Source organism: Mesorhizobium sp. BR115XR7A (genome assembly GCF_020165315.1).
Lineage (GTDB): Bacteria > Pseudomonadota > Alphaproteobacteria > Rhizobiales > Rhizobiaceae > Mesorhizobium > Mesorhizobium australicum.
On sequence record NZ_JAIUHW010000013.1, the window covers coordinates 33,077 to 52,502 of the forward strand.

The 19,426-nt window shown below is 63.6% G+C and carries 19 protein-coding genes; 3 read left to right on the forward strand and 16 right to left on the reverse strand.

All coding sequences use genetic code 11. From position 1 onward, the window contains the following. Positions 1–2: 2 nt before the first annotated feature. The 11 genes from LB557_RS24865 to LB557_RS24915 all read right to left on the reverse strand — a co-directional run bounded on the left by LB557_RS24865 (position 3) and on the right by LB557_RS24915 (position 10,571). Positions 3–677: a response regulator transcription factor gene (locus tag LB557_RS24865; protein ID WP_041163488.1), complete on the reverse strand. Its 675-nt coding sequence runs from the start codon at positions 675–677 to the stop codon at positions 3–5. Between the two features lie 354 nt (positions 678–1,031). After that, positions 1,032–2,582: a Do family serine endopeptidase gene (locus tag LB557_RS24870; protein ID WP_140618544.1), complete on the reverse strand. Its 1,551-nt coding sequence runs from the start codon at positions 2,580–2,582 to the stop codon at positions 1,032–1,034. A gap of 132 nt (positions 2,583–2,714) precedes the next feature. Beyond that, positions 2,715–3,182 carry a cytochrome c-type biogenesis protein gene (locus tag LB557_RS24875; protein ID WP_224525828.1) on the reverse strand — a complete coding sequence of 156 codons (468 nt, stop codon included), beginning with the start codon at positions 3,180–3,182 and terminating at the stop codon, positions 2,715–2,717. After that, positions 3,179–5,164 (reverse strand): heme lyase CcmF/NrfE family subunit, encoded by a 1,986-nt coding sequence (locus LB557_RS24880; RefSeq protein ID WP_224641867.1) that lies wholly within the window; start codon positions 5,162–5,164, stop codon positions 3,179–3,181. Before LB557_RS24880 ends, LB557_RS24875 begins: the two co-directional genes overlap by 4 nt. Before the next feature lie 32 nt (positions 5,165–5,196). Beyond that, on the reverse strand, positions 5,197–5,640 hold the full coding sequence (gene ccmE / locus LB557_RS24885) for a cytochrome c maturation protein CcmE (RefSeq protein ID WP_015318623.1): 444 nt from the start codon (positions 5,638–5,640) through the stop codon (positions 5,197–5,199). Between the two features lie 8 nt (positions 5,641–5,648). Beyond that, positions 5,649–6,785: a c-type cytochrome biogenesis protein CcmI gene (ccmI, locus tag LB557_RS24890; RefSeq protein ID WP_224641865.1), complete on the reverse strand. Its 1,137-nt coding sequence runs from the start codon at positions 6,783–6,785 to the stop codon at positions 5,649–5,651. A 121-nt stretch (positions 6,786–6,906) separates the two neighbouring features. Continuing rightward, positions 6,907–7,347 carry a hypothetical protein gene (locus tag LB557_RS24895; RefSeq protein ID WP_041163489.1) on the reverse strand — a complete coding sequence of 147 codons (441 nt, stop codon included), beginning with the start codon at positions 7,345–7,347 and terminating at the stop codon, positions 6,907–6,909. 185 nt (positions 7,348–7,532) lie between these two features. After that, positions 7,533–8,921, reverse strand: a complete 1,389-nt coding sequence (locus tag LB557_RS24900; RefSeq protein ID WP_224641863.1) for an ATP-binding protein — start codon at positions 8,919–8,921, stop codon at positions 7,533–7,535. 28 nt (positions 8,922–8,949) lie between these two features. Next, positions 8,950–9,615, reverse strand: a complete 666-nt coding sequence (locus tag LB557_RS24905; protein WP_015318627.1) for a response regulator transcription factor — start codon at positions 9,613–9,615, stop codon at positions 8,950–8,952. 78 nt (positions 9,616–9,693) lie between these two features. Further along, entirely contained in the window at positions 9,694–9,993 is a 300-nt protein-coding gene (locus LB557_RS24910) for a hypothetical protein (protein WP_015318628.1), read from the reverse strand. Positions 9,994–10,163: 170 nt separating this feature from the next. Beyond that, a complete protein-coding gene (locus tag LB557_RS24915) occupies positions 10,164–10,571 on the reverse strand; it encodes a DUF3168 domain-containing protein (protein ID WP_015318629.1) in 408 nt (135 codons plus the stop codon). A gap of 322 nt (positions 10,572–10,893) precedes the next feature. On the opposite strand from LB557_RS24915, the gene LB557_RS24920 reads away from it, so the two are divergent. Then, positions 10,894–11,682, forward strand: coding sequence for a 2-keto-4-pentenoate hydratase (locus tag LB557_RS24920; protein ID WP_140878514.1), 789 nt, complete (start codon positions 10,894–10,896; stop codon positions 11,680–11,682). Here the strand turns inward: LB557_RS24920 and LB557_RS24925 are convergent. The 5 genes from LB557_RS24925 to LB557_RS24945 form a co-directional block, all read right to left on the reverse strand. Then, the gene (locus LB557_RS24925) at positions 11,679–12,494 is read right to left on the reverse strand and encodes an ABC transporter permease (protein WP_140618554.1); all 816 of its coding nucleotides are present in this window, start codon (positions 12,492–12,494) and stop codon (positions 11,679–11,681) included. The genes LB557_RS24920 and LB557_RS24925 overlap by 4 nt on opposite strands. After that, positions 12,494–13,327: an ABC transporter permease gene (locus tag LB557_RS24930; RefSeq protein WP_224641860.1), complete on the reverse strand. Its 834-nt coding sequence runs from the start codon at positions 13,325–13,327 to the stop codon at positions 12,494–12,496. The genes LB557_RS24925 and LB557_RS24930 overlap by 1 nt, the downstream gene beginning before the upstream one ends. A 22-nt stretch (positions 13,328–13,349) precedes the next feature. Further along, positions 13,350–14,462 carry an ABC transporter substrate-binding protein gene (locus tag LB557_RS24935; RefSeq protein ID WP_140663157.1) on the reverse strand — a complete coding sequence of 371 codons (1,113 nt, stop codon included), beginning with the start codon at positions 14,460–14,462 and terminating at the stop codon, positions 13,350–13,352. Between the two features lie 70 nt (positions 14,463–14,532). Further along, complete coding sequence (locus LB557_RS24940; protein ID WP_224641858.1) at positions 14,533–15,627, reverse strand: ABC transporter ATP-binding protein; 1,095 nt, start codon at positions 15,625–15,627, stop codon at positions 14,533–14,535. A 122-nt stretch (positions 15,628–15,749) separates the two neighbouring features. Beyond that, positions 15,750–16,646 (reverse strand): LysR substrate-binding domain-containing protein, encoded by an 897-nt coding sequence (locus LB557_RS24945; RefSeq protein WP_224641856.1) that lies wholly within the window; start codon positions 16,644–16,646, stop codon positions 15,750–15,752. 76 nt (positions 16,647–16,722) lie between these two features. On the opposite strand from LB557_RS24945, the gene LB557_RS24950 reads away from it, so the two are divergent. Then, positions 16,723–18,309: an amidohydrolase gene (locus LB557_RS24950; RefSeq protein WP_224641853.1), complete on the forward strand. Its 1,587-nt coding sequence runs from the start codon at positions 16,723–16,725 to the stop codon at positions 18,307–18,309. Positions 18,310–18,350: 41 nt separating this feature from the next. Beyond that, complete coding sequence (locus LB557_RS24955; RefSeq protein WP_015318637.1) at positions 18,351–19,283, forward strand: dimethylarginine dimethylaminohydrolase family protein; 933 nt, start codon at positions 18,351–18,353, stop codon at positions 19,281–19,283. The last annotated feature ends 143 nt before the right edge of the window (positions 19,284–19,426 follow it).

The window sequence follows — 19,426 nt, forward strand, 5'->3', positions numbered from 1 at the left end:
CGCTAGCCGCCCTTCAGCATGTAGCCGGCGCCGCGAACGGTATGCAGGATCGGCTTGTCGAAGCCCTTTTCGATCTTGCCGCGCAGCCGAGAGACGTGGACGTCGATGACATTGGTCTGCGGATCGAAATGATAGTCCCAGACATTTTCGAGCAGCATCGTGCGCGTCACAACCTGGCCGGCATGGCGCATGAGATATTCGAGCAGGCGGAATTCGCGTGGCTGGAGCGTGATCTCACGGCCCGCCCGGCGGACAGAATGCGATAGCCTGTCGAGTTCAAGATCGCCAACCCGGTAGACGGTCTCGGCCTCCTTGGCGCTGGCGCGTCGGTTGAGCACCTCGACACGAGCCAGAAGTTCGGAAAAGGCATAGGGCTTGGTCAGGTAATCGTCACCGCCGGCGCGCAGGCCGGTGACCCGGTCATCGACTTCGCCCAGCGCCGAAAGGATGAGCACCGGCGTCGTGTTGCCCCTGGAGCGGAGGGCGGCAATAACCGACAGGCCGTCGCGGCGCGGCATCATCCGATCGATGACCATCACATCGTAGTCACCCGCATCGGCAAGCGCGAAGCCGGTCTCGCCGTCACCCGCAACATGCGCGGTATGACCGGCTTCGGTGAAGGCTTTCTGCAGATAATCCGCAGCCTCGCGATCGTCTTCTATGACGAGAATCTTCATAGGGCCGTTATACGCGATTTCGCTTGAAGGTTGAGTAGCCGGCATCTGCATTTTAGCCTTTGCCAAAGCGCATCGCGATCAAGACGATCGAGAGCGTACGCGATAAAATCTTTGTTCCGTGGCGTCGTTAGGCCGAACATGCCAGTTCCCGGTCATGTCGTTACCTGCAACCTGGGACCAACCGGCATCGGGCACGAGGGCCTGAGTGGGCAGCCACATACGGGCGCGGCAGCGGGCGATGGGAAGCCCGCTGCCGCTGAAGGAGAGCGCGATGACTGACTAACGGGCTCTCCTTCTTACTTTCCCCATGCGGCGACTCGGGGGTGTTGAAACCGCCGCATTGGAAAAGCCGTCTCAGCCCTTGGCCACCGGCACCGCGACGAAGCGGTTGTTGTCGTCACGGGTGATCTGCATCAGCACCGCCTTGCGTCCGGATTTGACCGCATCGGCCATGGCCTTGGTGACGTCTTCGGTGCCATTGACCTCCGCCGAGTTGACTGCGGTGATGACGTCGCCCGGCTGGATGCCGCGATCGGCGGCGGCGCTGTCGGGGTCGACGTCTGTCACCACCAGACCCTTGCCGTTTTCAGACTTGGTGACGGTGAGACCGAGATCGGCCAGCGTGTCAGGCTTTGCCGGAGCGGCAGGCTGCTGTTGCTGGTCGTTCGAGGCCTGCTTGTCGCTCGCCGGCAGTTTGCCGAGATCGACCTTGACCGTCTGGCTCTTGCCGTCGCGCCAGACCGTGACATCAACAGACTTGCCGGGCGAATAGGCGCCGATCAGGCGGGCGAGCTCCTTCGGCGACGCAACGTCCTTGCCGTCGACCTGGGTGATCACGTCGCCGGCTGATATGCCGGCCTTCTTGCCGGGGCCGTCGTCCTGGGCGCTCGAAACCAACGCGCCGTTGTTGGACTTCAGGCCGAGCGATTCGGCGATGTCGGAGGTGACCGGCTGGATTTCGACGCCGAGCCAGCCACGCTGCACCGCACCGCTCTTCATCAGGTCCCCGACGACCTGCTTGGCGGTCGAGGCCGGAATGTCGAAGGCGATGCCGACGCTGCCGCCGGAAGGCGAGAAGATGGCGGTGTTGATGCCGACCACCTGGCCGTTGAGGTTGAAGGTCGGGCCGCCTGAATTGCCGCGGTTGACCGAGGCGTCGATCTGGAGGAAATCGTCATAGGGGCCGGCGCCGATATCGCGGCCGCGCGCCGAGACGATGCCCGCGGTCACGGTGCCGCCGAGACCGAACGGATTGCCGACAGCCACGACCCAGTCACCGACACGAACCTTGGAATCGTCGGCGAAGTCGACATAGGTGAACTTGCCGCCACCATCGACCTTGAGCACGGCGAGATCGGTGCGCGGATCGGTGCCGACCAGCTTGGCGTCGAGTTCCTTGCCGTCATTGGTCACAACGGTGAAGGCGGTGCCCTCTTCGACGACATGGTTGTTGGTGACGAGGTAACCGTCTTCGGAGATGAAGAAGCCGGAGCCCTGCGCTACCGGGCGCGGCTCGCCGTTGTTGCGGTCGCGATGTCCGAAGCGACGATGACCTTCGTCGTTCTGGCCGCCCTGGTCACCAAAGCCGCGGAATTCCTTAAAGAAACGACGCAGCTGCGGATTGTTGGGAAGATTGTCGAGGCCGTCCTGATCGTCGGAGCCATCATCGGCGGTCGGCTGGATCTTGGCCTTGACCTTGACGCTGACCACGGCTGGCGACACACGCTCCACGACATCGGCGAAGCTCGGAACCTGCGGGGCCTCGACGCGCACGGCGTCAGCGAGAACGGGGCTGGTTCCGCTGGTCAGCGCGCCAACGCCGATCGCACCGGCGACCGCGATAGACGCGGCAGCAGCCAGAAGACGCTTGCGGGTGCGAAAATATGAATCGGGGGCAATATTCATGGATCTCTTATCCTCTTTCAAGCGGACGCGCCTTGATCGGCATCCTCAAGGAACGAGAATTAGGGAAGCGCACATTACGACGCCATTTCCGGCACATGAAACTTTGGTAATGTTGGCGGGCGACGGCAGCCGTCAGTCGCGGCGGAGGATCGCGTCCAATGCGGCCTGCTCTTCGACCGAAAGCGCTGCCGTTGCCGGAAGCCGGCGCGACCGCGCACTGAGCACTATAAACACGCCGCCGGCCAGAAGCAGGAGAACCGGCGTGCCCCACAGCAGCGCGTTGCGCAGATCGAAGCGTGGCTTCAGCAGCACGAACTCGCCGTAACGCGAAACCACATAATCCATCACCTGCCGGTCGGTATCGCCCGCGACAAGGCGTTGTCGCACCAGGATACGCAGGTCCCTGGCAAGGTCCGCATCGGATTCGTCGATCGACTGGTTCTGGCAGACCATGCAGCGCAGGCCTTCCGACAGCGCCCGCGCCCGCGCCTCGAGTGCCGGGTCGGCCAGCATCTCGTCGGGCTTCACCGCCATTGCCGTTCCGGCGAAGAACAACGCCAGCAACAAGACCATCGACGTCAACGAAAGCCTTGCCCTCATGGCAGGCCCGCCGGCGCCACCGCCTGCTTGCGACGGCGCGAAGGCGCGCCGACCCGCAGGCGCCTGTCCATCAGCGACATCGCCGCACCCGCCATCATCACCAAGCCGCCGCCCCAGATCAGCGTCACCAGCGGCTTCCACCACAGACGCACCACGACCGAGCCATCCTTGCCCTCGTCGCCGAGCGAAATGTAGAGCTGGGAAAGGCCAAGAGTCTTGATGCCAGACTCCGTCGTCGTCATCTGCCGCACAGGATAGAAACGCTTGGCGGAGCTGACTTCGCCAACAGGGCTGCCGCTGACGCCGATCAGCTCGAAACGCCCGCGATCCTCGCTGTAGTTCGGTCCCTGCGCAGGATAGAGCCCGACGAACCGCACCGTGCGGCCGGAGATTTCGACGGTTTCACCAGCATGCATGGACAGGATCTTCTCCGTCCCGAAGCAGAGCGTGCCAACAATGCCGAGCACGGTCAGGCCGAGGCCAAGATGCGCGAAAGCAGTCCCGAAGACCGAGCGTGGCAAACCAACCAGACGCCTGACCATTGTCGGCGCGGCGACATTGCCGACCCCCGCCTTGGTGGCGAGGTCGGTCAGCGCGCCAAGGATCAGCCAGACGCCGAGGCCGACGCCAAGCGCGGCAAGCACCGAAGCGCCGTCGATGAACAGGACCGTAACCAGTGTCGCAAGAAGTGCGGCCGCGAACGCGGCCATCAGCCGCTGCGCAACGCCGAAGACATCGCCGCGCTTCCAGGCCAGCAGCGGCCCAAAGGGAACCATCACGAGCAGCGGCACCATCAGCGGCGCGAAGGTAAGGTTGAAGAACGGCGCTCCGACCGAAATCTTGTCGGCCGAAAAAGCCTCGACCGCCAGCGGATAGAGCGTGCCGACGAGCACCGTGGCGGTCGCCGTGGTCAGGAACAGATTGTTGAGGACGAGCGCGCCTTCGCGCGAAACCGGGTGAAACAGACCGCCTGCCGTCAGCTTCGAGGCGCGCAGCGCAAACAGCGCCAGCGAGCCACCGATGAACAGCGTCAGGATGCACAGGATAAAGACGCCGCGCGTCGGATCGGTGGCAAAGGCATGGACGGAAGTCAGGACGCCCGAACGCACCAGGAAGGTGCCGAGCAGCGACAGCGAGAAGGTGAGGATGGCGAGCAACAGCGTCCAGATCTTCAACGCCGAGCGCTTTTCCATGACGATGGCCGAATGCAGCAGCGCGGTGCCCGCCAGCCACGGCATGAAGGAAGCGTTCTCGACCGGATCCCAGAACCAGAAACCGCCCCAGCCGAGTTCGTAATAGGCCCAGTACGATCCCATGGCGATGCCGCCGGTCAGGAACATCCAGGCGACCAGCGTCCATGGCCGCACCCAGCGCGCCCAGGAGGCATCGATGCGACCCTCGATGAGGGCGGCGACCGAGAAGGAAAAGCAGATCGAGAAGCCGACATAACCGAGATAGAGCATCGGCGGGTGAATGGCGAGGCCAAGATCCTGCAGGATCGGGTTGAGATCGCGGCCTTCGATGGGCGCCGGATTGAGCCGGATGAAGGGATTGGAGGTCACCAGGATGAACAGGAAGAAGGCAGCGCCAATAGCGCCCTGCACGGCGAGCACATTGGCGCGCAGCGTCGCCGGCAAGTTGGGGCCGAAAGCGGCGACAAGCGCGCCGAAGAAGGTCAGGATCAGCACCCAGAGCAGCATCGAACCTTCGTGATTGCCCCAGGTTCCAGTGATCTTGTAGATCAGCGGCTGCAGCGAATGCGAGTTCTCCCAGACGTTCGCCAGGGAAAAATCAGAGCTTGCATAGGCGCTCGCAAGGGCCGCGAAGGACAGCGCCGTCAACGCGAAACCGGTCACCGCGACCGGACCGCCGACCGCCATCAGGCGCTGGTTGTTCAGCCGCGCGCCAAACAGCGGCACGATCGTCTGCACCAGTGAAAGCGCGAACGCCAGAACCAGGGCGAAATGTCCGGTTTCAACCATTTCCGCGACTCACGCTTGCTCTTCCGCCAGAGTTATTCACTCTTGCTCTCCTGCCAGACGCCCTTGGCCTTCAGGCCGTCGGCTACTTCCTTGGGCATGTAGCGCTCGTCATGCTTGGCCAGAACGCTGTCGGCGACAAAGACGCCGTCAGGGCCGAAGGTACCCTCGGTGATGACACCCTGCTCTTCGCGGAAAAGGTCGGGCAAGATGCCGGTATAAGTCACCTTGACCGATTTGTGGGTGTCGGTGACCGAAAAGGCAACCGTTGCGCCCTGGCCGCGCTGGATGGTGCCTTTTTCGACCAAACCGCCGAGCCTGATGCGCTGGCCCGGCTGAACGCTGGCGGTGGTCAGATCGGCCGGCATGTAGAAATAGGACGCCTTCTGGCCAAGCGCATAGAAGGTCAGCCCGGTGGCGGCGCCCAGAAAAACCAATCCGCCCGCGATCACCGACAATCGTTTCTGCTTGCGCGTCATACCCAATTCTACTCCGTCGCCGTCAAGCCGAGCGAGGCGGCAAAGGCGGTGAATTTCTTGGCTTCGTCACTATCCGCGCCAAAGACCGCGATGGCGCGGCCCAGCGCATCGCGCGCCTGATCGGCCTTGCCCAGCACGACATAGGAACGAACCAGCCGCATCCATCCTTCCGGGTCGCGCGGATTTTGACGAAGTTTGTCGTCCAGGCCGGCGACCATGGTGTTGATCATGACTTCCCTGTCCTGCTGCGACATGGAGGACGCCGCGTCGACATCGGCGGCATCGGGGCCTTTCGCGGTCGTGCCGGAGGCGACTTCCGGGCCGCCGGATTTGGCCAGCGCCTGTTCGACAGCGCCCCGCCATGGCGAATCCGGCGGCAGCGTACCAAGCATTACCCGCCAGGCCGCGGCCGCTTCCTTGCCACGGCCCTCCTGCGCCAGTGCCATGGCCAGATAGAAGCCGGCTTTCGCATTGGCCGGGTCAAGCTTCACGGCCGCCTCGAAGGCATCCTGGGCATCGGCCGAAACAATGCCGCCCGCCGCACCGGCGATCGCCTCGCCGAGACCGGCCTGACGGACAGCGCTGTCGCCGTCCAGGCGAATGGCGTTGCGGTAGGCCGCCGCGGCGTCGGCAAAGCGCTGCATACGCAGATAGACCGGCGCCAGCACGTCCCAGCCCCTGCCGTCGGAAGGATTGGCGGCAAGATGGGCCTCGGCGCGCGCCACCAGCTCATCGACCGTACTGTCGGCGGGGTTCTTGGCCAACCGCTCACTGAGCGGCTGCGACGGCAGGTCAGGCGAGCCGATCTGACTGTAGAGCCCCCAACTGACCAACGGAACCGCCAGCACCGCAACGGTCGCGACAAGCCGTACGGTGCCCGATGACCTGCCGGACGCCTTGGCCGCCATATCCGCGTTGCCCAGGCGAAGGATGCGGCGGGCGATCTCGGTGCGCGCCTCGGCCGCTTCAGCGGGCCCGATCAAACCGCGCCCGGCATCGCGGTCGAGTTCGGACAGTTGATCGCGATAGACTTCCAGATCGTGATCGCCGCTCGATGATGCGCCCTTCGAGGCACCAGCCAACGGCAAAAGCACCGCCAGGCTGGCGCCCAGCGTGAGAATTGCGGCTATGACCCAGAACAGCATGGTTCTTCCAATAACGGCAGAGCCCTGCCCTGCCAACACAGGCATCCTGCGACGCTTTGACGGCACGCGCCGAATGTCGCGATCGAAATCCACCGGCCGGATCGCAACGAGACCCGGCTGGCTATGTCAATGGCGTCCAACTGCCGTCGGCATTGCGGCAGGCTGTTCCGTGCGCCGTGACGCTGGCGCCGCCCGTGAACACCGTCTGCGTGTATTGGCGGCAATCCTGCGAACCGACGCGGTAAGGCTGGGCAGGGACGACCTCGCCATAGCGTGAGGCCTGATCGCCCTTCCAGGTCACCTTCTGGCCGCTGGTGTTGTATTCGAGCGCCTTGTATTCGGCCTCGAGCGCGCTGCGCTTCTCCGTGTCGCTCAGACCGTTGCCGATCGAGCCGCCAATGAGGCCGCCGCCCATGGCGGAGATGATCGACTTGGTAACGACCTTGCCGCCGGCCGGAGGCGTCGAGGCCGGTGTCGCCGCCACGGTCGGGCCCTTGCCGCTCAAGGTGGTGCAGCCCGACACGGCCAGCAATGCGGAAACAAGCGCGACGCGAATCTTCATGCCAACAACCGGTTTTCTTGAGTTGGAGCCTGCCATGGATGCGCCGGGGGCCGCGTCATCGGAGAAGTAGGCGTGGCCATAGTGTTGATATTTGTCGGAAATTTGGCCACTGGCGGCTGCTCTGGGGTCAATCGATATGCCGCCACAATATGCGCCTTCCATTGCTGCCGATTGCCTGGGTAGCATTACTGCAGGCTCCGCAATCGCACCGTCGCCTTCAGTCCGCCCATGCCGGACCGCTCGAGTGCCAGGACGCCTCCATACTCGTTGACGAGATCGGCGACAATGGCAAGGCCCAGGCCTGTCCCAGGCTTGGTCTCATCGAGGCGCCGCCCTCGCTTCAGCGCTTCACGGGCCTTGTCCTCGGGAATACCCGGTCCGTCGTCCTCGATGCTGATCTCGAACAGGCTCTCATCCTTGCCGGCGAAGGGCACGACCGAGATCGCGACAGCACTCCTTGCCCATTTCACCGCATTTTCGAGAAGATTGCCAAGCAGTTCCTCGAGGTCCTCGCGTTCGCCGGCAAAGACGATCTCGGTGGCCGGCAGCGACAGCGACAGGCTGGTCCGCGGGTTCAGCTTCTGCAAAACGCGCACCATGCGCTGCACCAGCGGTGCCACCGGCGTGCGATAGACGACGCTGTCGCGCTGCGCCGCGACGCGGGCACGCTGCAGGTAATGGTCGATCTGCTTTTGCATGGAGGCGGCCTGCTCGGCGATCAACTGTCCCTTGGCGCCGCCAAGCGCCCGGCCCTCGTTGAGCAGAACGGCAAGCGGTGTCTTCAGGGAATGGGCGAGGTTGCCGACCTGGGTGCGCGAGCGCTCGACGATGCGTTTGTTATTTTCTATCAAGGCGTTGGTTTCGTTGGCTAACGGTTCGATCTCGGCCGGGAAACGGCCGTCGAGCCTCTGTGCGGTGCCCTCGCGCACCATGGCGAGTGCGTTCCGGACCCTGCGCAACGGCTGCAGCCCGAGCAGGATGGCGATGGCGTTGATGGCGATCATGCCGATGCCGAACAGGCTGAGATAGGTCAGCAGGCGGCGCTGGAACGTTCCTATTTCCTGCTCCAACTCGGTCTTGTTGCCCATGACGCGGAAGCGCGCGGCGCGGTTCTTCGCGTCGAGAACGAATTCGCTCTCGAACACGACCAGCTCCTCGCCATTGATGCCTTGCGCGGCATAGCTGCGCTGGAAATTGGCGTTGAAGGGAACATCCGCCACGTCCGGCGACGGGATGGTCCGGGTCATGGACGACGAGTGAAGATCGCCATGCACGCCTTCCGAGGCGGGCTCGACGGACCAGTACCAGCCCGAATTCGGTTCCGAGAAACGGAGATCGCCAAGATCGGGGGAGCCGGTCAACGCGCCGCTGTCGGAGATGCCGATGGAGCCGATCAGGTTGAACAGATGCGCCGACAACAGGCTGTCGAAGCCCCGCTCGCTGGCCTGTCGGTAGAGCGTTGTGATCAGGGTGAAGATGACGACCAGGGTCAGGATCGCCCACACGGTGGAGAAGGCGATGACGCGGAACGTCAGCGAGCGCGGCCACGCGCGCAGCGAGAGCCGTCTGCCCACGGCCGGGTTGGTGGGGAGCGGTTCCGCCTTACGCCTCCGGCTCGCGCATGCGGTAGCCCATGCCGCGTACGGTTTCGATCATGTCGATGCCCATCTTCTTGCGCAATCGTCCGACAAAGACCTCGATGGTGTTGGAATCGCGGTCGAAGTCCTGGTCGTAGAGATGCTCAACCAGTTCGGTGCGCGAAACGACCTCGCCCATGTGGTGCATCAGATAGGCAAGCAGCCGGAATTCGTGCGAGGTCAATTTCAGCGGCACGCCGTTGACATCGGCCTTCGAAGCCTTGGTGTCGAGACGCAGCGGCCCGCAGGTCAGTTCCGACGAGGCGTGGCCGGCCGCGCGGCGGATCAGGGCCCTGACGCGCGCCAGCACCTCCTCGATGTGGAACGGCTTGGTGACGTAGTCGTCGGCGCCGGCGTCGATGCCGGAGACCTTGTCGCTCCAGCGGTCACGCGCGGTCAGGATCAGCACCGGCATCTTGCGGCCGCCGCGACGCCAGCGCTCGACCACGCTGATGCCGTCCATCTGCGGCAGGCCGATGTCGAGCACAACGGCATCGTAAGGCTCTGTGTCGCCGAGGAAATGGCCCTCCTCGCCGTCGAAGGCACGATCGACGACATAGCCGGCATCGACCAGCGCATCCGAGATCTGCCGGTTGAGATCCTTGTCATCCTCGACGACGAGTACGCGCATACGGGGACCAATGCCTGTTGATTGAAGATTTCAGATATAGGCCGATTCCGCTGGCCTGGGAAACGGAGGGAAGACCGGTCAGTTCTGCGGAACGACGATTTCGGAGCGGCGCGGACGTTGTCCGTCCTTGCCGGGCACGAGCACGACGATGACGCAGACCGGCTGGCCGCCACGCGTCGATGCCGAAGCCTTGGCGAGCGTTCCGCCATTCTGCTGAGCCACCTGCTGACCGATCGCATAGCAGTCGGATGCAGCCAGGACGATTGGGCTGGCCTGGTCGGGCTCGATGACCGGTATCGCCATTGCCTGCGACGCAAACAGCCCGGCGGCACTAAGCGCCAGGGTCGCGGTTCGGAAATGGGAGCGAAGCGTTTTCATGACCCGCGTTGTAACGCATCGGTGCTGAACGTGAAATGAACAGTGAACGGCCCTGAAACCATGCTCGCCACACCCCTGCAACGCGAGACAGACATCTTGGATTTCACCGCCCCCCAGTGAAACCCGCGAAAGCTCAGTCTAGACTCCGTTTTGGTGATATTGAAAGTGCGTCAGGCGTTTTCCTGCGTCAGCGCACGGAATCGCAGCAGGCCATGGTGGACAAGGAGTTCCTCATCGTAACGCGCCTCGCTGAATTCCAGCGACAGCCGCGTCTGGCCACGCGGGCCTATAACCAACACCGCTCCGGCAAGCCGCGCCTTGATGGCATCCATGATCGCCCGGGTCTCGGCCTCGCCATGCGCCTTCGACCAGACATGCAGCGTGATCAGCTGGTCGTCGTTGTTCTCGGCGCCGGTGTCCCAGTCAAAGGCAGAAGTCTGGCCTGAAGTCACATAGGGAAAGGCGACGTTGTCGGTTGCCCGCTCGAGCAGTCCGGCGCCGCCCAGCAGCGCCGACAGCGACGCATCGCTTTTCAGTCTTAGAAACAGGGCCTGCTGCAAATCGCCGGGCGCGGTCATCGTCCATTTCCTCAAGCCGTTGCGCCACCGACAATGCTTTTCCAAAGCCTGCCCATGTCCGCATCCCTTCTCAGATATAGCGGTTCGCCACGCGAAGACGATGGCGATTCGTCATCGGAATCATGAACGCCGATGATCTCGAAAATACGACTTGCCGACAATCTCGTCAGTCGGCGCGATAGGGCCTGGCAAATTGACCATGAGCTTGCCTCTGCTTGTCTGGTCACGCGATCTTGCCCCATATAGGCTGGTCCATACGACGGAATGTTCCTTGCCGGCTTGGCCGGACAGAGGAGCATGTTCCCGATTTCCGGAGCTGACCATGCTCGATCCAGAAAAGGCCAGGGCCGCGTCACGTCTGCTGGTAGGCCATTGGGACAATGGCACCCATGTCGACGCCATACCCGAGGAACTGCGGCCGAAAACGCGCACCGAAGGTTACGCCATCCAGTCGCATGTCATGGAGCATTCGGCGGCCCCGCTTTTCGGCTGGAAGATCGCGGCAACCAGCCTGGCCGGTCAAAGGCATATCAACGTCGACGGCCCGATGGCCGGGCGTCTGCTCGCCGAAAAAGCGGTCGAGGTCGGCGGGATCGTCTCGCTGGCGACGAGCAAGATGCGGGTCGCCGAGGTCGAATTCGCGTTCCGTTTCGGCCGCCAGATCCCACCTCGCGCCGCACCTTATGAAATCGCTGACGTGATGGACGCCGTGGCGACCCTGCATCCGGCGATCGAAATACCGGACTCACGATATGATGATTTCTGCGCTGTCGGCGCGCCGCAGCTGATCGCGGACAATGCCTGCGCCAATCTGTTTGTCATCGGCCAGCCTGCCGAAGACGATTGGCGCGACGTGAACCTGGCGGAGTACCCGGTGACCGGTCTCGTTTCGGGTAAGTCGCGGCACGACGGAACGGGCGCGGCTGTCCTCGGCGACCCGCGTATCGCGCTGACATGGCTGGTCAATGAGCTGTCGCGGCTTGGCATAGCGCCCCAACCGGGACAGGTGGTGATCACCGGAACTTGCGTGACACCGATCAGCGTCGCCGCCGGTGACGAAGTCATTGGCGATTTGGGCAGGTTCGGCAAAGTCTCGGTGCGATTCGTCTAGACCGGCTTGCTCCCCCGGTTCAGCCTGACCACGACGCTCCTCACCGCCAGAACCAGCACGGTGATGATGATCAAAATCACCGACAGGGCGGCGATCGCCGGGTCGATGTTGTCACGTAGTCCCATCCACATCAGGCGCGGCAGCGTGATGGCGTTGACCGAGGTGATGAACAAAGTGACGCCGATCTCTTCCCAGGACAGCACGAAGGACAGCAGCGCCGCGGTGACGATGCCGAATTTGACGTTGGGCATGATGACGCGCGTGGCGCGCGCCCAGACACTTGCGCCAAGCCCCCGCGCGGCAAGGTCGATGCGTCGGTCTAGCTGGCTGAGCGAGACCAGGATCAGCACCGTCGCGAACGGCACCGTCATCACCGAATGCGCCATGGCAACGCCGAGCCAGGTATCGTAGCCGAAGAAGGAACTGACGCCCGAGATGGAGGTGAGCAGGAAGTAGAGCGTGACCGCCGAAACCACCGGTGGCACCACCATCGGCAACAGCACGAAGCCGACGAGGGTCGCGGTGAAGCGCGGCTGGAACATCCAGACGCCGAGGCTGAAGCAGAGCGCCAGCACAGTTGAAATGGCGCTGCTGACGATGCCGATGCGGATCGAAAGCAGGATCGACTGGAGCCAGCGCGGATCCTCGATCAACGATCGGTAGTGGCGCAACGACAATTCGCCCGTCGGCATCGCCAGCATGCGGCTCGGCGTCAGCGACACGGGGATGACGGCCAACAGCGGCAACAGCAGGAACAACGCCACCAGGGCGGCAATAACCAGGGAGACAGGACCGGGGCGATAAGTCGGCATCAGATCAGCTGCTTCGGTCTGACATAACGGAACAAGAGCGCCATCAGCGCGCCGACGAACAGTACCAGCACGACGCTGATCGCAGCCCCCAGCCCCCAGTCCGGGCTCTGGAATATCCTGAGATAGATCAGTTCGGCGATCATGACGCTGCGCCCGCCACCGAGAATCGCCGGCGTGACGAAGAAACCGAGCGAGAAGACGAACACGATCATCGCGGAGCCGATAATGCCGGAGCGCGTCATCGGCACGAACACCGTCCAGAAGGTGCGCATGCGGCTGGAGCCGAGGCCGCGCGCGGCGAGCAGAACACGCTCGTCAAGGCTGCGCATGGCCGAAGCCAGCGGAAAGACGGCGAAAGGAATGAGGAAATGCGTCATGCCGACAATGACGCCGAATTCGTTGCGTACCAAAGTCAGCGGTTCGGAGATAAAACCGATCGACTGCAGCCAGGTGTTGATCAGGCCGCGATTGGACAGCAGCGCCACCCAGCCGAAGGCGCGTGTCAGCACCGAGATCCAGAACGGCACCAGGATGCAGAATTCGGCGATGAGGCGCTGCGCCGGGCTGCCGCGAACCCAGACGACCGTAATAGCATAGGCGGCGGCGACCGACACTATAGTGACGATCGCGGCGATGCGCAGCGTGCGGATGAACACCGACTGGACCAGATTGTCGGTGAGCAACGCCTCGTACTGGCCAAGCCCGGGCGTCGGCAAGGTGAAACTCCATTTCACCACGCCGAGAAATGGCCAGGCATAGGCAAGGCCGAGAAAAAGGAGCAGCGGCGCCATCAACAGCGCCGCGCCCATCCTGTCGGAGAGAACGCCTCTCATGTCAGATCAGCATCGCCGCCGGTCAGGCGGAGATGATCTTGGTGTATTCGTCGAGCGCCGGCCCATAGTTCTTGGCGTACCAGTCCATGTCGAGCGGGATCTGCTTCTTCATGTTCTCGGGATCGACGGGGTTGATGCGCTTCTTGTCGGCGGGGATCAGCGCGTCGGCCGCCGGATTGGCCGGACCTTGGCCAAGCTTGTCGAACATGACGAGCTGCTTTTCCGGATCCTGGGCGCTGGCGATGAACTTCATCGCCGCATCCTTGCCGCCTGGGTTGTTCTTGAGCACGGCCAGCGCGCCGGGCGAGATCAGGCCCTGGTCCCAGATGAACTTGATCTTGCCGCCGGAATCCTGCTCGATCAGCGAGGCACGCGTCGACCAGACGATCGCCATGGAGGCCTCGCCATTGAGCAGCACGCTCTGGCTCTCGGCGCCGCCGCCCCAATAGGCGACGACGTTTTCCTTGAAGGCTGATATCTTGTCATGCGCACGTTTTAGGTCGAGCGGGTAGAGCGAAGCCGGCGCGATGCCGTCGGCCAAAAGGGCCGCTTCCCAGCTCGACACGCCCCATTTGTAGAGCGAACGCTTGCCCGGAAATTTCTTCACATCGAAGAAGTCGGCCATGCCGGTCGGTGCATCCTTGCCGTATTTCTCGGAATCGTAGGCGATGACATAGGAGAAGAAATAGGTCGAGGCGGCATAGTCCCAGCCGAAGCCCGGCCGCATCTTCTTTTTGTCGACGATGTTGTAGTCGATCGGCTCGAGCATGCCTTGGGCGCCGAGCGTAATGGCCGAGAACGGGTCCACGTCGACCAGGTCCCAGGTCGGGGCGCCGCTCTTGGACTGCGCGGCGATCGCGCCTTCGGTCGGGCCCGACCCGTCCATCTTGACGGTGATGCCGGTATCCTTGGTGAAGGCCTGGCCATAGGCCGCGTCGTAGGCCGTGATGGCATCGCCGCCCCAGTTGACCAGCACAAGTTCCTTCGCTGCGGCAAAGGCACCGGTCGAGCGCAGCAGCATCGGCGTGCCGGCGAGCACGAGGGCAGCGAGTTGCGTGAACTGCCGACGCGAGATCTCGCCGCGTCTCGTCCTTTCGGACAGCGTTTCGATGGCCTGTTTCTTGGTGTCGTTCATGTCAGTTCCCCTTTGTTTTCGTTGATTTTGATTCCGGAAGCCGGTGCGGCTGATCAGGCCGCGCCGGCGCTCATTGTCCTCCGTCTGGAAGGAGGAAACCCTTTTCCGCCGGCCATGTCAGCCACACGGAATTGCCCTTGCTGAGCGCCGCCGCCGCGACCTCGTTGGGCACCGAGACGGTGACTTTGGCACCTTGGCGCGTGGTGAGGTCGAGCTTGGTCGCCGCCCCCAGATAGGTCGAGGCGATTGCCGTCGCGGCAATGCCGTTCTCTCCGGCGGCGGCCTCGCGCGCTATCGACATGTGTTCGGGCCGGATCGCCAGGATGGCGTCGCCACGGACCTTCTCAGCCTTGCAGTGCATGCTGACCGCGCGGTCCTCACAAAGGCCCGTCGAGCCGTTGTCGACGGCCTTAACCCCCTTCAGCGGCAGCATGTTGATCTCGCCGAGGAACTCGGCGACGAAGCGATTGTCCGGCCGGTCGTAGACCTCGTCCGGCGCGCCGATCTGCAGCAGTTTGCCATGATTGAAGATGGCGACGCGCGAAGACAGCGCCAGCGCCTCGCTCTGGTCGTGGGTAACGAAGACGAAGGTGGTGCCGGTCTCCTGGTGCAGGCGCTTCATCTCTGCCTGCATCTGGCCGCGCAAGCTCTTGTCCAGCGCCGAAAACGGCTCGTCGAGCAGGAGCACGCCCGGCTCGAACACCAGCGCCCGGGCCAGCGCGACGCGCTGCTGCTGGCCACCGGAAAGCTGCGAGGGCAATTTCCTCTCGTGGCCGACCAGACCGACGCGCTCGATCATCTCGCCGACACGCTTCTTGATCTCGGCGGCCGATCTCTTGCGGACCTTGAGCGGGAAGGCGATGTTGGCCTCGACGCTCATATGCGGAAAGAGCGCATAGCCCTGGAACACCATGCCGGCTGCACGCTGCTCGGCCGGGCGGTCGGTGATATCGGCGCCGTCGCTGAAAAGCTTGCCCTCGCTCGGCTGCACGAAGCCGGCCAGGATCATCAGGAAGGTGGTCTTGCCGGAGCCGGAGGGCCCAAGCAGCGTCAGGAATTCGCCGCGGCCTATGTCGAGCGCCAGATTGTCCAGCGCACGGAACGAGCCGAAGCTCTTGCCGATCCCGATTGCCTTGATCTCTGCGGCCCGGCCGGGTTGCTGCATCCTGCCTCTATCCTTACCGTTGAGCCAAATCGTAGGCAGGGCGGAAGCTCACCGCAACCGAATAGTTTTCGCCTGATCGGCAAATTTCATTCATCTATGGCGGGCTGACGCCACCCTGCCCCTCAATAAGGCTGAATGCGATTCTCGGAGAGAGTCGACCTCAGCCATCCCGCGAACGCTTCCAGGACCGGGTGCGAGGCCTTTGCGTGTTCGGAGACCAGAAAATAGGAGCGCGGCGATTTGATCGCGATGTCGAAAGGCCTGACCAGACGGCCTTCGCTCAGCGCACGGCGGCTGGTCAGTTCGTCACCCATGGCGATCCCCTGCCCGGCAATCGCCGCCGAGAAGACGAGGTTCATGTCGGAAAAGAAGATGCCGCCTTCGGTGTCCGGGTTTTCGACCTTGGACAGCGCCAGCCAGCGTGCCCAATCCTCGGTGTCGTCGAGATGAAGCAGATTGGCGCGCAGTACGTCCGCCGGCCTGGAAAGGCCTCCGACCTTGTTGAGCAGCGTCGGGCTGCAGAGCGGCGTGAACGAGATTTCGCACAACAGATCGGCCATGCGGTTCGGCCAGTTGCCCACGCCAAATGCGATGAAGGCGTCTGCGTCGGCATTGCTGACATCGTCGAGCCGCCGGGGCGTCAGGACGCGCAGCGCGACATCAGGGTACATCTGCCGGAACTCGCCGATATGGGTGCACAGGAACAGCGAGGCGAAACCCGGCGTACAGGAGACGGCGAACGAGCCGCCGACGCCAGTGCCGGCATCGCGCGTCACCGCGTCACCCAGCACGGTCAGCGCCTTGCGCACGTCGCTGGCATAGCGCTGCCCACGCGGGGTGAGCGCCACCCCCTTGCCGATCCGCTCCAGCAGATCGAAGCCGAGATCGCGCTCGAGCAGCCGCAATTGGTGGCTCACCGCGCTGCGGGTCAGGTGCAGTTCGTCGGCGGCGCGCCAGACGCTGCCATGTCTGGCAAAACTGTCGAGCGCGCGTAGCGCCTGTGTCGATGGAATTCTCAAGAGGTGAACCGAATTTGCATGAACCAGGAAAACATATCACTTTTTGGCGAGCCGCTTCACTGCTTTCTTCTAGAGCATGGACAAACCGGTGACGACATCCGCGCAAGAGACCGCGCTTGCCTGCCTCGACGGCATCCAGCCCCTGCTGTCGGCATGGACACGCACCATTTTCGATTTCGGCGAGACCGCCTGGCGCGAGTACCAGTCGGCCGCCTGGTATGTCGATCGACTCAAGCGCGAGGGATTTTCGGTCGAGGAAGGCTCGGGCGGCATGCCGACCGCCTTTTGCGCCCATTGGATAAACGGTGCCGGACCGACAGTGGGCATGTATGCCGAATATGATGCCGTGCCCGGCAATTGCCAGGACGCCGTGACGGTGAGGCAGCCGCGACCTGGCCTTGGCGCCGAGGCCGGCGGCCATACCGACCCGCATTCGGGGCTCGGCATAGCAAGTCTCGGCGGCCTGCTCGCCACCAAAGCCGCCATGCAGCGCCACGACATTCAAGGCACGCTGCGCTTTACCGGCGAGCCGGCTGAGAAAGTGCGCGGTTCGAAGCCGATCCATGCGGCGAAAGGCTACTATGACGGCCTTGCCGGCATGATCTCCTTCCATCCCTTCTACATGCTGCCGCTCTGCAATACCGCGCGCTGGGACACGCATTGCGGCGCGGCCTACGCGATGATCTATCGCTTCGTCTGCGACGAACCCGAAAATTGGGTTCGCGCAAGCGACGGCGCACCGATCCCGCAGGCGCATTCGGCGGTCAGGGCACCGGGCGCCAACGATGCACTGATGACCATGTACATGGCTTCCAAGGCGTTGCGCGATTCCATGCTGCCACACCAGGGCGGCTGGTCGATCAGCGAGGCGATCCTGACGGCCGGCCAGGCCACGGCCGACAATCTGCCGGCGGGACTGGCCGAGATCCAGTACATGATCCGCGTGCCCACCATCGGCATGGCCGAGCAGGTAACGGCGGTGCTCGACCGCAATGCCGCGGCCGCGGCTGCGATCAGCGGCTGCCGCTACGAGCGGCACTGGGTGTCGAAGTCACGGCCGGGGCTCGCGAACCACGCCATGGCCGGGATTGCCTATGAAGCCCTGTCGACAGTCGGGCCGCCACGCTGGGACGAGGCCGCCAGAACGATCGCGCGGGAAATCCAGGTCAATACCGGCGGCACTGCTACCGGAAACCCCTTTATCGAGGAGCTTGAGCGGCTGATTTCGCCACAAGAGGCCGAGGCGATCCTGCGCCGCGACCTGCCGCCGTCCCAGGTGAACTCGACGTCCGACGACTACACCGACATGAGCTGGCACGCGCCGACCGCCCGCTTCTATGTCGCCCGCCCAGCGCTCCGCTCGGCGAATGGCAGCGCCTATCCCTCCTGGGTGATGAATGCGCTGGGTGGCATTCCGGCGACGATCGACCCGATGGTCATCTGCGCCGCCAAGACGGTCGCGCTGGCGGCGCTGCGCCTACTCGAGGACGAGACCGCCCGCGATGCGGCAATGGACGAGTTCACCACCCGTACCGACGGCGGCGTCGGCGGCTCCAACTGGATCGCGCCGCTCTGCGACTACGAACCGCCGATCAACTTCCGCTGGCCGGAATATGTCACCACCGCGCGCGGCCGCGACTGGTGGATCCCCAGCAACGCATGACCTGACCAACCCTTTAGAACGAGCCCACGAGGAGAACCCGCATGACCGTCCATGACCGCATCATCGCCGAGCCGTTTTCGCTGCAACGCCGCAACCCCGCCGGCGGTACCAAGCCACTGACCGTCTGGGGCTTCGCCAACGAAACCGACGTGTTGACCGACGTGCTGCTCGGATCGCCGAATTTCCTGCGCCACCTGTCGACCAGCTCGCTGTCGCGCAAGCACCTGCGCGAAGCCCCTTGCAACGTTCAGATCGCGCAGGCCCAGCACAAGGATCTTGTCGCGGCCTACGAGCATTTCGGCGTCAACATTCACTGGCACGAGCCGACGCCGGAACTGCCGATGCAGGTCTATTCCCGCGATTCCAGCGTCATGACGCCTTATGGCGCCATTATCACCGCCATGGCCAACTGGTGGCGGCGCGGCGAGAACTACGCCGCCATCCGCACCTATGAAAAGCTCGGCATCCCGATCTACGACATGGTGACGGCCGGCACTTTCGAGGGCGGCGACTTCAATGTCATCGAGGACGGCGTGGTGCTGATCGGCTGCGGCGGCGCCCGCACGCAGGAGGAAGGCGCCCGGCAGGTGCAGGCCTGGTTCGAGAAGGAAGGCTGGGAGACACGCATTGCCTTCATCGACGAATATTACGTCCATATCGACCTGATGGTGGTGCCGATCGCCGAAAAGCTCACTGCCGTCTGCCTCGCCTGCACCGAGCCTGGCATCGTCGACTGGCTGAAGGGCAAGGGGCACGAGATCATCGACGTTCCCTTCCAGGACACGATGGCGCTCGGCTGCAACTTCATGTCGCTGGGCAAGGACCGGGTGATCGCGCCGACGTCCAGCAAGACGCTGATCGAAAAACTCAAGGCGCGCGGCTTCGAGGTCGCGGCCGTCGACATGAGCGAAATCTCCAAGACCGGCGGCGGTATCCATTGCATGGCACAGGCGCTGAAACGCGAGGCGGCCTGATAGTCGGGAAAACGGCAAAACAGCTCCCGCTCGCCGGCTCGAGCACCTGGCGGGCGAGGGACCGGCCGCCGGGTACCTGGCTCTTCCATCAACAAACCGTGCCCCTGTGTCCTCGCCGCCCTTGTGAGTGTCCGTAAATGGAT

Coding starts and splice junctions, on each gene's coding strand:
- LB557_RS24915 (WP_015318629.1), bottom strand. CDS start 10,571: ATGACCGCGCCCGGCGATTTGCAGCAGGCCCTGTTTCTAAGACTGAAA.
- LB557_RS24930 (WP_224641860.1), bottom strand. CDS start 13,327: ATGAGAGGCGTTCTCTCCGACAGGATGGGCGCGGCGCTGTTGATGGCG.
- LB557_RS24955 (WP_015318637.1), top strand. CDS start 18,351: ATGACCGTCCATGACCGCATCATCGCCGAGCCGTTTTCGCTGCAACGC.
- ccmI (WP_224641865.1), bottom strand. CDS start 6,785: ATGCTGTTCTGGGTCATAGCCGCAATTCTCACGCTGGGCGCCAGCCTG.
- LB557_RS24880 (WP_224641867.1), bottom strand. CDS start 5,164: ATGGTTGAAACCGGACATTTCGCCCTGGTTCTGGCGTTCGCGCTTTCA.
- LB557_RS24910 (WP_015318628.1), bottom strand. CDS start 9,993: ATGAAAACGCTTCGCTCCCATTTCCGAACCGCGACCCTGGCGCTTAGT.
- LB557_RS24865 (WP_041163488.1), bottom strand. CDS start 677: ATGAAGATTCTCGTCATAGAAGACGATCGCGAGGCTGCGGATTATCTG.
- LB557_RS24940 (WP_224641858.1), bottom strand. CDS start 15,627: ATGCAGCAACCCGGCCGGGCCGCAGAGATCAAGGCAATCGGGATCGGC.
- LB557_RS24870 (WP_140618544.1), bottom strand. CDS start 2,582: ATGAATATTGCCCCCGATTCATATTTTCGCACCCGCAAGCGTCTTCTG.
- LB557_RS24895 (WP_041163489.1), bottom strand. CDS start 7,347: ATGAAGATTCGCGTCGCGCTTGTTTCCGCATTGCTGGCCGTGTCGGGC.
- LB557_RS24950 (WP_224641853.1), top strand. CDS start 16,723: ATGGACAAACCGGTGACGACATCCGCGCAAGAGACCGCGCTTGCCTGC.
- LB557_RS24925 (WP_140618554.1), bottom strand. CDS start 12,494: ATGCCGACTTATCGCCCCGGTCCTGTCTCCCTGGTTATTGCCGCCCTG.
- LB557_RS24905 (WP_015318627.1), bottom strand. CDS start 9,615: ATGCGCGTACTCGTCGTCGAGGATGACAAGGATCTCAACCGGCAGATC.
- LB557_RS24875 (WP_224525828.1), bottom strand. CDS start 3,182: ATGAGGGCAAGGCTTTCGTTGACGTCGATGGTCTTGTTGCTGGCGTTG.
- ccmE (WP_015318623.1), bottom strand. CDS start 5,640: ATGACGCGCAAGCAGAAACGATTGTCGGTGATCGCGGGCGGATTGGTT.
- LB557_RS24935 (WP_140663157.1), bottom strand. CDS start 14,462: ATGAACGACACCAAGAAACAGGCCATCGAAACGCTGTCCGAAAGGACG.
- LB557_RS24920 (WP_140878514.1), top strand. CDS start 10,894: ATGCTCGATCCAGAAAAGGCCAGGGCCGCGTCACGTCTGCTGGTAGGC.